This is a genomic window from Acinetobacter lwoffii, from assembly GCF_024129715.1.
Classification (GTDB): Bacteria; Pseudomonadota; Gammaproteobacteria; order Pseudomonadales; family Moraxellaceae; genus Acinetobacter; species Acinetobacter lwoffii_U.
The window spans coordinates 43099-56094 of sequence record NZ_JAMXXM010000005.1; the positions used below are offsets into that span (position 1 = coordinate 43099).

Consider the following 12996-nt stretch of genomic DNA (forward strand, 5'->3'; position numbering starts at 1 on the left):
AAAATTTTGAAAAGGTCAAAGAATGACAAGAATACGCTGGAAGTCTGTTGTAATACCATGCTTACTGATGTGTTTGAGTCATTCAGCCTGGGGTGCGGGTTCAAATGAGCCGGCATTCGATGATATGGAAATGGATGGGCAGGTTTATTCTGAAATTCCTGTGGCATCTATTCAGGAATTCGTACAAATTTATGGCATCGTAAAAGACAATTATATTCAAGATAAAAATGACGATGCCTTATTCCAGCAGGCCATTCAGGGTCTGGTCAGTGGCTTAGACCGCTATTCCCGTTATTTGTCGCCTGAAGATTATAAGCAGCTGCGTGCATATACCGAAGGGGATCTGGCCAGCATTGATTTTGATCTGCAATTTGACCCGCGGTTGAAGCAATGGGTGGTTCAAGGACTGAGTGCCGATGCAGATTCAGCCAAGCAGGGACTGCGAAATGGCGTCACGGTTTATAAAATTGACGATCAGGTCTTAAGTAGCCTGAATCAGGAACAAGTCCGGCAGTTATTGAGTGGAGCAGTTGGCTCTACGCTCATGATCCAGCTTTCCTCGCAAAGTCCGGCCGTTCGTCTGGTCCGCAATACCAAGCTGGATACCGAAATTAAATCGAGCTTGCACAATAACCAGGTGCTGGTTTTACAGGTCAAGGTTTTTCAGCAAGATACTGCCAATGAAATCAAACGTCTGATTGAAAGTTATTCGGATAAACGCTTAAAAGCCGTATTATTTGATCTGCGCAATAATCCCGGTGGCTTACTCTCGGCCGCAGTTGAATCTGCCGATTTATTTTTGAATCAGGGCGTGATTGTCTCGACCAAAAGCCGTGCTGAAGGCAACCAGCAATTTCAGGCCTTGCCGAGTTTTGAGTTCCAGAATCTGAAAGTTGGGGTGCTGATTAACAACCGCTCGGCTTCTGCAGCAGAAGTGTTTACTGCAGCCCTGAAAGAACATAACCGTGCCTGGGTGGTCGGAGAAAAGAGCTATGGCAAAGGCGTAGTACAGAAACTTTTTCCTTTAAGCAATGGTTCGGCTTTACAGATGACGGTATCGCAATACTTTAGCCCAAGTGGCCAGATGATTGAAGGGCGGGGCATACAGCCGCATTTCAACTATCCGTTTAAGCAGGAAATGCGTGAGGAGAGCTATCTGGAACATGTTACAGATTTACTGCTCCTGCAAAAATAATTATTCATCTTCTTCGGTATCCAGTCCGAACTTTTTCAAGCGATAGCGCAGGGAACGGAACGACATGCCGAGTTTTTTGGCGGCCAGTGTCCGGTTCCAGTGGGTCAGATTCAGCGCATTGAGTAAAATTTCTTTCTCGACCTTTTCCAAAAACAGCTCTAAACCCTCTTCAGGCAGCTTTTTAGGTGCAATCAGGGTTTCGGTCGCAATGATCTCGCTGGTGAGCGTATTCATCTCCTGAGGGCTGTTTAGCGCCTGACGCAGCGGTGCACTCTGCAAATGCTGAAGATCAATCCGCTCTTCATCACTTAAAGTAATCGCGCGTTCCATAATATTACGCAATTCACGCACATTACCTGGATAATATTGTCCCAATAAGAAATCTTTGCTATGTTCGGTCAGTTTTTTATTGGGAATGCCCCATTCCTGGCAAATCTTCTGAATGAAATGTTCGGCCAATAGCAGAATATCCTGACCGCGTTCACGTAATGGCGGTAAAGTCAGATCCATTACATGAATACGGAAATATAAATCCTGACGGAATTTGCCTTGTTGCACCAAGGCTTCCAGATCCTGATGCGTGGCACTGATCACACGGAAATCCACATCAATTTCGGTATCCGAACCGAGTGGACGAATACGTTTTTCCTGTACGGCACGTAACAATTTGACCTGCATAGAAAGCGGTAATTCTGCAATTTCATCCAGAAACAGACTGCCACCATGGGCAGATTGAATCAGTCCCTGTTTGTCCTGAGCAGCGCCGGTAAAGCTGCCTTTCTTATGCCCAAACAGTTCGCTTTCCATCAACTCAGTCGGAATGGCGCCACAGTTAATCGCAATAAAAGGACCTTCATTGCGGTTACTCAGGCGATGGACCAGATTGGCCACGACTTCTTTACCTGTTCCCGATTCACCAGTGATAAAAACCGGTGCTTGGGATCGGGCAATTTTTTGTAAGGTAATACGTAGTTGCTGGATCGGCAGGGATTGTCCAATCAGCATTTTATGTTCAAGCGCTTCATTTGGATTATTATGCGAATAATCCACCGGTTTATTCAGGGCTTTTTGTAAGAGTTGTTCCAGATGTTTCTGATTGATCGGTTTGCTGACAAAATCAAAGGCCCCGGCTTTGAGCGCAGCAATGGCGATTTCCATGTTGCCATAGGCGGTCAGAACTGCGACCGGAAGTGCCGGATAGAGGCTGCCAATCCAGTCCAGTAACTCCAAACTATTGCCATCGGGCAGATTTAGGTCAGTCAGACAGGCATCATATTGATGATTGGCAAGGCATTTTTTAGCATCTTCCAAACGGTGGGCAATGTGCGTACGAATTCCCATGCGCAGCAATGACATTTGCATGAGGGTACACAAATCTTCCTCATCATCCACCAAAAGCACCAGTGGTTGTTGTTCCCCATTCATCTTCCTTGACCCCTTTAAAGCGTAATACGTTGACAGCTGATGCGAAAGCATGCGCCCTGTTCTTGTTGTATATAGTTTAATTGTGCCTGATTTGCTTCGCAAAAACTATGTGATAAATACAATCCTAATCCGGTACCACTAATCGATGTGCTAAAAAAGGGTTTAAACAATAGAGCTTGGTCATGTACGGCTACGCCAGAGCCAAAATCCCGTACGTCAATCCAGACCCGATGTTCATAGGGATGCACATTCAGCTGAATATAAGCAGCATCGGCTGAATTGTGACGAATCGCATTACGAATCAGATTAATCAGGATTTGCCGGAACTGTGCTTCATCAAACTGAATCACCAAAGGGATATCAATATTAAATTGAATCTGATCGCGAATATCGGCCAAATCTTCCTGGATAAATAACGGGATAAATTCATTAAGATGAATCGGCACCGGATGGGTTTCTTTATTTTTGACCATATTCAGCGTGTCCTGAATAATCCGGTCAATCCGGGTCGCCTGTCGACCAATCATCTGCTGGAGTAGCTGTTGCTGTTCAGTTTCCGAGTCCAGATATAAATCATTGGCCTGTACAATGGCCGCCAATGGATTACGAATTTCATGAGCAATACTGGCTGATAGCTGACCCAGAGCAGCAAGTTTGAGTTGCTGCACCTGCTGATTTAATTTTTTGGCATCCTGTAACACCAGTAGCATTAGAGTCTGATGCGGCACAATCAGCTTTTGTACCTGCACATGAATATTATAGCGACTTTGCTGGGATTCAAACTGAAAGCGCTCACCATTTTCCAGGGTTTCAAAATGGATCAGTTCAAATAAATCTGGCTGTGACTGAGATAAGGTGAATTTCTCATGACCGTATTTGGACTCAATTCCCAAAAGATTACAGGCAGCGGGATTACTGAGTACCACATGGTAGTTTTCATCCAGTACCAGATAACCGGTTTCAATCTGTTCCAGAATATAGCGGTTAATATTCTGTAAGCGATGCAGTTCCAGTGATTGAGAGAAGTTCAAATTTTCTAGAATCTGGAAACGGCGTACGGCGATCTGCCCAGTGCCATAAACCACAAAAAACAAAAAGGCCAGCAGGGCGCTATTACTGATATTACTGAGTGATGAAAATGCAAAAATACTGCCGATAAAATGCTGATAAATAACGCTGATGACCGCAATAAGGGTGACAACTAAGGCCTTTTTTGCATCTAATAATAAAGATGCAGAAAAGATGGTAATCACAAACAGCAGCCCGATTTGCAGATTAGGACCATCACTGGCCAAAGTCAGCAAACTTAGAACGCAGACATCGCTAAAGAAAATCATGATCAGCTGCGGCTGGATCAGTCGTCTGATCCATTTCAGCGCAAACAGCTGTACGGTATTGATCGCAACCCCGATTCCTAGCGCATAATAATACAGCTGCGGATATTGATAATCGGTGGTGAGTTCGGGGTAGGTCAGCAGAAAAATCAGCAGTAGGCCGGTGCTGATCAGCAAGCGATAAGCGCTATACCAGATACCGAGATGATATTGATTGAGCGCAGAATAACTGGATTTTTGTGCCATATGCACCGGAACTCGTTAAAAGCTAAGGTTTAATGAGTCCATAGCGCATGGCCAGATGAGTCAGTTTGACATCGCTATCGATATTCAGTTTTTCAAAAATACGGTAACGATAAGTATTCACGGTTTTAACACTCACAAAGAGCTTGTCGGCAATTTCCTGGGCGCTGATACAATTCACCACCATCATCGCCACTTGCATTTCACGTTCTGACAATGCATCAAAAGGCGATTGTTGTGTATCAGAAAGGTAAGAGCTGGCTAACTGTTCCGCAATGTCGGCACTAAAATATTTACCGCCTTGCATAACTTTATTAATCGCACGGACCATTTCCGAAATCGGGGCCCCTTTGGTGATATAACCTTTGGCACCGGCTTTCAATAACAGGGACGGATAAGGTTCTTCTGCCAGACCGCTAACCGCTAAAACTTTGGTTTCCGGCGCACTCTGAAGTAGACGACGCGTGGTTTCTACGCCGCCAATGCCCGGCATATTCACATCTAACAAAACTACATTAGGATGATGTTGACGAACCAGAGAGATCGCTTCTTCACCAGATTCAGCTTGTCCAATTACCTGAACCTCCGCATGGTCTTCTAGCATTCTGCAAATTCCAGTACGAACTAATTCATGGTCGTCCACAACTAAAACTGTGATCACCTACGCTCTCCCTCTGTTAAAAAAATCATTTTTTTGTTACATAAAGCAAAATAAGCTTGCAATGAAAGTACAAAATTAGCAATCCTATTCGCAAGATTAAATCTGAAACTTATCACACAGTGTCAAGAACAAAAAATGTTCGGCATTGTGTTTAAATGTAAGGCATATTAGAGGTAATACGCAAATCAATCTTACCTCTGTTAGTTGAGTGAAGGAATAGTGAAGAAAATAAACAAGTCTTTAAGGCATCTACTCGGCCTGTCCGTGTTAATCAGCATGAGCACGACAAGTTTTGCTGAAATCATTATGAATTCTGGCACGGCAGAGGGCGGTTCCAGCATTAGTTGGTCTTCTGAAGAAGTTAACCAGTTAATGAGCGATGATTTTAATGCCTCTGCCAATGAGCCGTCGCCACCCGGGTCTGCCACAGTGACCACCACTTTGCGTCAGGCCGGCACAGCAGCGCCAACAGCAGCCAAACCTGCTTATACTGCGCCACAGATTATTGATACGAATCATTTTAGTAATCAACCTTCTGTCAATGCACGGGCTGCACTGGTCATGGATGCACAAACCGGTGAAGTGCTGTTTAGCAAAAATACCAATACTGCCTATCCGATTGCATCGATTACTAAGCTGATGACAGCGGTGGTGATTTCTGATGCACGTCTGAATATGTCGGAAAAAATCACCCTGCAACAGGCTGATTTTTCCTGTTCAGGTTGTAAAAGCTCAAGCTCGACGCTAAGAGCAGGAGACAGCATGAACCGTGCTGAAGCTTTATTATTTGCTCTGATGAAGTCCGAGAACCCGGCTGCTGCCGCTTTGGCACGAACCTATCCGGGTGGTCGATCAGCATTTATTGCCAAAATGAATGCCAAAGCCAAAGAGCTGGGTATGAATTCTACCCACTTCATGGAGTCGACAGGTTTGCATCCGGGCAACGTGGCATCAGCTCGTGACTTAGGGATTTTGGTGAATACTGCCTCTCAATACGGCCTGATTCGTCAGTTCTCGACCACGCCAAGCTATGACTTTAACTTGGGTTATCGTGTATTGAAATCTAATAATACCAATGCCTTGGTACGTAATGGCGGCTGGAATATCAATATTTCTAAAACCGGTTTTATTAATGAAGCAGGGCGCTGTGTGGTGATGCACACGACTCTGAATAACCGTCCGGTGGCGGTGGTACTTTTAGGCGCAAACAGCTCACAGGCGCGTACCAATGATGCGACCCGTTTAATGAGTTGGGTCAGCCAGCAACCTAAACGAATCTAATTGATTGGTTCATAAAAAAACCCTGCAAGTGCAGGGTTTTTTTAATTCTGGCCGAAATTACATATTCGACAGAATAGAGTCTTTAACTTGACTCATAGTTGCATCAATCGACAACATCACGGCATCAGCACATTGCTTGATAGCAGTGTCTGGATCTTTCAGACCGTTACCCGTTACGGTACATACGATCACTGAACCTTCAGCAATTTTACCCGCTTTAATGTCACGGATCGCGCCGCCGACAGACGCAGCAGACGCAGGCTCTACGAATACACCTTCATACATAGAAAGCAGACGTTGAGCTTCAAGAATCTCCGCATCAGTCAGTTCATCAAACCAGCCGTTTGAATCACGAACAACCGCTTTAGCATGATTGAAGCTTTGCGGATTGCCGATACGAATCGCAGTTGCAACAGTTTCCGGATTTTCTACTGGACCGCCACGAAGGAAAGGTGCAGCACCAGACGCTTGATAACCTGCCATGATTGGCAAGCCTGCCGGTTTAGGACCAGTGAAAGCATCAGTTTCAGCATCGTAAACGACTTGCTCAAATTCTTCTTTCGACTGGTTGGCAACCGCTTCGGTATAACCCATCCAGTGCGCAGTGATGTTACCCGCGTTACCGACTGGCAGGCAGTGATAATCCGGTGCACGACCTAAAGCTTCAACGATTTCATAAGCAATGGTTTTTTGACCTTGCAGACGGTACGGGTTGATTGAGTTTACAATCGTTACCGGTGCCTGATCGGCAACTTCTTTAACCAGACGCATACCGTCATCGAAGTTACCGCGAATTTGCATGGTGATCGCACCATACATCATCGCTTGAGCCATTTTACCCATGGCAATTTTGCCTTCAGGGATGAGCACGAATGCTTTGATGCCAGCACGTGCAGCATATGCCGCCGCCGCCGCAGAGGTGTTGCCGGTAGATGCGCAGATGATAGCTTTAGAGCCTTCTTCAACGGCTTTCGTCACCGCCATAGTCATACCGCGGTCTTTAAATGAACCAGTCGGGTTTAAGCCCTCGTACTTCACATAAATTTCAACATCTTTACCAATAATGCGTGGAATATTCTCAAGCTTGATCAGTGGAGTATTACCTTCACCCAAAGAGATCGCACGAGTAGTTGCAGACACTGGTAAACGGTCGCGATAGCGGTCAACTAAACCAGTATAACGATTGGCATTCGACATGATGATGTTCCAATTGTGTGTAGAGCTTGGCAAGGGGAATACTCCCCTCAACCCGATTAATTATCAAGCGATTCTAAACGAATTCGTACAATTTCGCCATGAATGACGGGTAATGCTTGAATTTGTGAAAGCGCTGCATCCATTTTTGATTCGACGATAGGATCGGTCAGAATCACGATAGGAATAAGGTCTTTGGATAAACGCGGTTGCTGCATGATCGCATCAATACTGATGCCGGCACGACTGAGAATCGTGGTCACATCAGCAAGCACGCCCATCTGATCTTCGGCATTAATACGGATGTAATAGCCGGTGGTCATTTGTTCACGACTCAAGATCGGTAAATCACTGAGCGCTTCAAAAGCCAGTTGCGGAATGGTGCCTGCGCCGTCTTCTGTGTAAATAATGTCACGGACAATATCAATCACATCGGCAACAACCGCAGAAGCCGTTGGTCCCGCACCTGCGCCAGCACCATAGTATAATGTTGGGCCGACCGCATTGGCTTGTACCAGAACCGCATTTTTCACGCCGTTGACATTGGCAATTAACTGGTCATCTGGAATCAGGGTCGGGTGTACACGAAGTTCAATCCCGGCATCGGTACGGCGAGCAATACCTAGGTGTTTAATCCGGAAACCGAGGTCTTCGGCATATTTCACGTCTTGTGCAGTGACTTTGCCAATGCCTTCAGTAAAAACTTTGTCAAACTGTAGCGGAATACCAAAGGCACATGAGGCCAGAATCGTCAGCTTGTGTGCAGCATCAATTCCTTCCACATCAAAGGTTGGATCAGCTTCGGCATAACCCAGTTCTTGAGCTTCTTTCAACACATCTTCAAAAGCGCGGCCTTTTTCACGCATTTCACTGAGAATGAAGTTACCCGTGCCGTTAATAATACCGGCCAGCCATTCAATCTTGTTGGCTGCCAGACCTTCACGAATCACTTTAATAATCGGAATGCCACCGGCCACTGCCGCTTCATAGGCAATCTGTACTGCATTGTCTTCAGCCGCTTTAAATAGCTCGTTGCCGTGTTCAGCCAAGAGTGCTTTGTTGGCCGTTACAATATGTTTGCCATGTTTCATGGCTTCCATAATAATTTCAAAAGCAGGATGAATTCCGCCCATGACTTCAACCACGACGTCTACATCAGGTTGACGTACGATGTCCATCAAGTCGGCACTTTGTTTAACCGATTCTGGCAGATCCAGATCAGGACGTGGACGACGGGTGCCTACATGGGTAATTTCAATTTCACGACCGGTGCGACGTTTGATCTCAGCAGCATTTTCTTTTAATAGTTTCAAGGCACCACCACCTACAGTACCAAGACCGAGGATTGCCAGACGAACTGGTTTCACGTCACACTCCAAATTAAACAGTTTTTTACAAGAGCCTAGATCATAGCTAAAAAACCCGCCTGACTCTAGGGTCATTTCAGAATATCTTTGTCTATAAAATAAAGTTAAATAACTTATTAAAATGAGTTATTTAAGCCGATTCAATAATTCCGATGTAGACATATAACCACCTAGATAAGTACCTGCTGAATTATAAATGGCAGGGGTACCATTCACACCCATATTTAGACCCATTTGATATTGATCTTGAACAGGATTTTCACACTTCTCTGCACTAATCTGTGCACCCGCAATCGCCTGGTTAAAGGCACTACGGCGGTCGGCACTGCACCAGATCGCTTCCATGGCTGGCATATGCTGTTCACCACGCGGCCAGGCGATATAACGCACTTCAATGCCTTTGGCATTCATCTCATCCATTTGCTCATGGAATTTATGGCAATACGGACAGCTGACATCGGTAAACACATAGACCACATGCTTGGCTTTGCCTTTAGCTGGATAGACCAGCAAGTCTGCTGGCTTGAGTTCAGCAAAGAGTTTATTGTTGATGCCTGCCTGCAGGTTTTCGCTGACATTGTGTAGCTGTTTGTCGCCGAGACGGATCACATCGCCCTGAATCAGGTATTTACCGTCACTGGTGACATAGACCGCAGACATGCCTTCCAGACTCACCCAGTACAGGTTTGGAACTTCAGTGGCTTTAATGTCGGTAATTTTGGCACTGATGCCAGCAGTTTTGAAATGCTTTTCCAACGTAGACGCCAGACGCTGTTCTGCATTACGTTCGGTTAGGGTAGAGGCTTCGCCCGTCGCCGGTGCGCTTGCAGTCAACTCTTGCTTTTTATCGTTGTTAGTGGAATTGGAACACGCAGTCAGACCCAAACCAGCAGCAAGTGTGCAAGCCATAAAAATTTTTGAGCGGGCAAATGTCATAAAAAACCCTTTTCTTCTTGGATTAAAAACAGAGTATTAGCATAACAAAAAAAAATACCCACACGTCAAACTTCTCAGTTTATTCCATCCGGATATGTTTTAAGCACGTGGATGATGGGTGGCATGCAGCTGTTGCATCCGTACCTGTGCCACATGGGTATAAATCTGGGTGGTAGACAGATCACTATGCCCGAGCAACATCTGCACTACGCGTAAGTCTGCGCCATGATTGAGTAAATGCGTCGCAAAGGCATGACGTAAGGTATGCGGTGACAGTTCGGACTGAATGCCGGCCTGCAGCGCATAACGCTTAATCGCATACCAGAAATTCTGCCGGCTCATGATGCCGCCATGCTGGGTAAGAAACAGATAATCGGTCGAAGTCTTATACAGTTGCGGACGGGCTTCGTTCAGATATTTTTCTACCCATTCACAAGCCATTTGTCCCATCGGAACCAGGCGTTCTTTATTGCCCTTACCGGCGATACGTAAATACCCCTGTTTTAAGTTGATCAGTTCCAGACGTAAGTTAATCAGTTCGGTCACCCGGAGTCCGCAGGCATACAGCACTTCGAACATGGCTCGATCACGCAGTCCTAATGCCGTGTTGATATTAGGGGCATGAATTAAGGCTTCGACATCTGCTTCGGAGAGATCTTTGGGTAAGGCCCGGCCCAGTTTTGGGGTTTTATGTGCAGCCACCGGATTGTCACTACGCAGTTTTTGCTCGCGCAGAAATTTATAAAATGAACGCAAGGCAGACAGGCAGCGGGCAATCGAACGTGGACTTTTTTGCTGTTTGGTCAGCGCAATCAGTACATCGGAAATATCATCATGATTCCATTCCGGTAGAGGCTTGCTCAGGCATTCTGCACATTGCACCAGATCGGACAAATAGGCATTGCGGGTATGCGGGCTGACCGTTTGCGCAATCAGATAATCACGAAAACCCTGTAAATAACTGAACGCATCAGGAATCTGGACAGGGGCAGGAATACGGGGTTTTTTATTCAGCATAGGATGAAAGGATCTGATCTGAAAAAGCGATAATCGGGATTGGTATTCTCCACTGTAGTTTAATTTTATGACAGTGTCGATGTGGTATAAGGCTAAATCGAAATGTAATTAATCTTATTTGTTAATTATTCTCATTTGTTTGTATACTGTACAAAATAGTTTAGGAATTTCACGGTGCGTTTGTCTGATTTAAAAGCAAAACAAATTGCCATCATTCGAAAAGTGAGTCGAACAACTGATGGTGAAAGTGCTCTACACGATGTCGTCGCGAGTCGTTTGGAAACTTTAGGCTTTGTACCAGGTACAAAGGTACAGGTCATTACTAAAGGTATTTTTGGTGGAGATCCCATTTTGATTCAAGTTGGATTCACACGTTTTGCTTTGCGTAAATCAGAAGCAGCCAAAATTGAAATCGAACAGGCGGTGTCGGCATGAGTGATACATTACGTATTGCCCTTGTCGGTAACCCTAACTGCGGTAAAACTTCATTATTCAACCATTTAACCGGAACGCGCCAAAAAGTCGGTAACTATGCGGGTGTGACGGTTGAACGTAAAGTCGGTACGTTTCAGCTTGCCTCAGGCAAAGCGGTACGGGTACTGGATTTGCCGGGAACCTATAGTCTGGATGCAACCAGTCCGGATGAAGAAATCACCCGCAACGTCGTACAAGGTAAAATTGCGGAAGAGCAGGAGCAGGATGCATTTTTATGTGTGGTAGATGCCACCAATCTGAAATTGCATCTGGGTCTGGTGCTGGAAATGATTGCACTGGGTCGTCCGGTGCTGGTTGTGCTGAACATGATGGATGAAGCACGCCGTCGTGGCATGCAGATCAATACCCAGAAGCTGTCTGAGCGACTGGGCGTACCTGTGGTAGAAACGGTGGCTGTGCGCAATTCAGGGATTGAAAACCTGAAAAATGCGCTGGATCAAGGCAAGTATTCTGTACCACAGACCGAACTCAGCGGCTTGAAAGGTGACAGTCACCAGCGCGTGGAAAACATTCTGAATGACGTGGTTAATTTCGTCGATCAGGAAGATAAACGTACAGATTTTCTTGACAAGATTTTTCTGCATCCGGTATTGGGCTTAATTAGTCTGGCCGTGATGATGTTCGTGATTTTCCAGGCGGTATTTGCCTGGGCTGCGCCGTTTATGGATGGGATTGAATCCTTCTTTGGCTGGCTGGGTGAGTTCCTCGGCGAATATATTTCGCACCCATTACTGAATAGCCTGGTGGTGGACGGGATTATTGCCGGTGCCGGTGGCGTGGTGGTGTTCCTGCCACAGATTCTGATTCTGTTCTTCTTTATTTTAGTACTAGAAGAATCTGGTTATTTACCGCGTGCTGCTTTCCTGTTAGACAAGCTGATGTTTAAAGCAGGCTTGTCAGGACGTGCCTTTATTCCGTTATTGTCCAGCTTTGCCTGTGCCATTCCGGGCATCATGGCATCGCGGACCATTAGTGATCCACGAGATCGTTTAACCACGATTTTCGTTGCACCTTTAATGACCTGTTCGGCACGCTTGCCAGTTTATGCCTTGCTGATTGCGGCATTTGTACCGGCACAAACCGTCTGGGGTTTCCTGAATCTGCAAGGTCTGGTGCTCTTCGGTCTGTATATGGCAGGTATCGTAAGTGCCTTGCTGGTGTCTTTTGTGTTGAAATTCTTCCACAAAGATAAATCACAGCACATGCTGCTGATGGAACTGCCAAGCTACCGTTTTCCGGACTTGAAGAACGTTTGGATCGGCTTATTGGATCGCGGCAAAATCTTCTTGAAACGTGTCGGCGGCATCATCTTCGCCTTATCGATTGTGCTGTGGTTCCTGTGTACGTTCCCGCAGCCACCAGAAGGCGCAACCCTGCCGGCCATTGATTATTCATTGGCAGGGATGCTCGGTCATCTGATGCAACCGATCTTTGCACCCCTCGGTTTTAACTGGCAGATCTGTATTGCCCTGATTCCGGCGATGGCAGCGCGTGAAGTGGTCGTTGCAGCACTGGGCACAGTCTATGCGATGTCGGCAGTTGATGAAGATGCGATGTCTGAAGGTCTGGCTGCGCTGATCAGCGGTGGAGGTGATCTGGGCTGGTCAGTTGCGACAGGTTTGTCTTTGCTGGTGTGGTTTATTTATGCACCACATTGTCTAGCGACTCTGGCAACGGTTAAACGTGAAACCGGTTCCTGGAAAACCGTCAGTATCATGACTGTTTACCTGTTTGGTCTGGCATATTTCATGTCATTCCTGACTTATCAAATTGCTTCATATTATTTGGGCTAAATCTCAGCTTGGCCTTGGCCAATTGAATTTGCTGCATTGTATATGTATGGGAGAT

The 12996-nt window shown here is 45.9% G+C and carries 11 protein-coding genes; 4 read left to right on the top strand and 7 right to left on the bottom strand.

Going from position 1 to position 12996, the window contains the following annotated elements; translation table 11 throughout:
* Nucleotides 1-22: 22 nt before the first annotated feature.
* Nucleotides 23-1195, top strand: coding sequence for a S41 family peptidase (locus tag NI462_RS05670; RefSeq protein WP_086044364.1), 1173 nt, complete (start codon nt 23-25; stop codon nt 1193-1195).
* On the opposite strand, the gene NI462_RS05675 is transcribed toward NI462_RS05670, so the two are convergent.
* From NI462_RS05675 to gacA, 3 genes are read right to left on the bottom strand one after another with little or no spacing between them, the layout of a single operon-like run.
* Entirely contained in the window at nt 1196-2620 is a 1425-nt protein-coding gene (locus NI462_RS05675; protein WP_253159519.1) for a sigma-54-dependent transcriptional regulator, read from the bottom strand.
* A gap of 14 nt (nt 2621-2634) precedes the next feature.
* Nucleotides 2635-4200: a sensor histidine kinase gene (locus NI462_RS05680; protein ID WP_253159618.1), complete on the bottom strand. Its 1566-nt coding sequence runs from the start codon at nt 4198-4200 to the stop codon at nt 2635-2637.
* Between the two features lie 22 nt (nt 4201-4222).
* Entirely contained in the window at nt 4223-4858 is a 636-nt protein-coding gene (gacA, locus tag NI462_RS05685; protein ID WP_005108454.1) for a response regulator transcription factor GacA, read from the bottom strand.
* A gap of 219 nt (nt 4859-5077) precedes the next feature.
* Here gacA and NI462_RS05690 point away from each other — a divergent pair, with 219 nt between their 5' ends.
* A complete protein-coding gene (locus NI462_RS05690) occupies nt 5078-6139 on the top strand; it encodes a serine hydrolase (protein WP_180037293.1) in 1062 nt (353 codons plus the stop codon).
* Between the two features lie 57 nt (nt 6140-6196).
* Here the strand turns inward: NI462_RS05690 and thrC are convergent, their stop codons facing one another.
* From thrC to xerD, 4 genes are all read right to left on the bottom strand, one after another.
* Nucleotides 6197-7336 (bottom strand): threonine synthase, encoded by a 1140-nt coding sequence (gene thrC, locus NI462_RS05695; protein ID WP_004281061.1) that lies wholly within the window; start codon nt 7334-7336, stop codon nt 6197-6199.
* A gap of 56 nt (nt 7337-7392) precedes the next feature.
* Nucleotides 7393-8700, bottom strand: coding sequence for a homoserine dehydrogenase (locus tag NI462_RS05700; RefSeq protein ID WP_253159521.1), 1308 nt, complete (start codon nt 8698-8700; stop codon nt 7393-7395).
* A gap of 126 nt (nt 8701-8826) precedes the next feature.
* On the bottom strand, nt 8827-9636 hold the full coding sequence (locus tag NI462_RS05705; protein ID WP_005108457.1) for a DsbC family protein: 810 nt from the start codon (nt 9634-9636) through the stop codon (nt 8827-8829).
* Between the two features lie 99 nt (nt 9637-9735).
* Nucleotides 9736-10653, bottom strand: a complete 918-nt coding sequence (gene xerD / locus NI462_RS05710; RefSeq protein WP_253159524.1) for a site-specific tyrosine recombinase XerD — start codon at nt 10651-10653, stop codon at nt 9736-9738.
* 174 nt (nt 10654-10827) lie between these two features.
* Between xerD and NI462_RS05715 the strand changes: the two genes are divergently transcribed.
* Together NI462_RS05715 and feoB are read left to right on the top strand one after the other, a co-directional pair.
* Nucleotides 10828-11088, top strand: coding sequence for a FeoA family protein (locus NI462_RS05715; RefSeq protein ID WP_004281065.1), 261 nt, complete (start codon nt 10828-10830; stop codon nt 11086-11088).
* Nucleotides 11085-12941, top strand: coding sequence for a ferrous iron transporter B (gene feoB, locus NI462_RS05720; protein ID WP_180037288.1), 1857 nt, complete (start codon nt 11085-11087; stop codon nt 12939-12941). The genes NI462_RS05715 and feoB overlap by 4 nt, the downstream gene beginning before the upstream one ends.
* Nucleotides 12942-12996 lie beyond the last annotated feature (55 nt).

Bases quoted from the DNA above. Each gene is read 5' to 3' on its own strand.
- NI462_RS05670 (WP_086044364.1), top strand. From the start codon at position 23: ATGACAAGAATACGCTGGAAGTCTGTTGTAATACCATGCTTACTGATG.
- NI462_RS05675 (WP_253159519.1), bottom strand. From the start codon at position 2,620: ATGAATGGGGAACAACAACCACTGGTGCTTTTGGTGGATGATGAGGAA.
- NI462_RS05680 (WP_253159618.1), bottom strand. From the start codon at position 4,200: ATGGCACAAAAATCCAGTTATTCTGCGCTCAATCAATATCATCTCGGT.
- thrC (WP_004281061.1), bottom strand. From the start codon at position 7,336: ATGTCGAATGCCAATCGTTATACTGGTTTAGTTGACCGCTATCGCGAC.
- NI462_RS05705 (WP_005108457.1), bottom strand. From the start codon at position 9,636: ATGACATTTGCCCGCTCAAAAATTTTTATGGCTTGCACACTTGCTGCT.
- xerD (WP_253159524.1), bottom strand. From the start codon at position 10,653: ATGCTGAATAAAAAACCCCGTATTCCTGCCCCTGTCCAGATTCCTGAT.
- feoB (WP_180037288.1), top strand. From the start codon at position 11,085: ATGAGTGATACATTACGTATTGCCCTTGTCGGTAACCCTAACTGCGGT.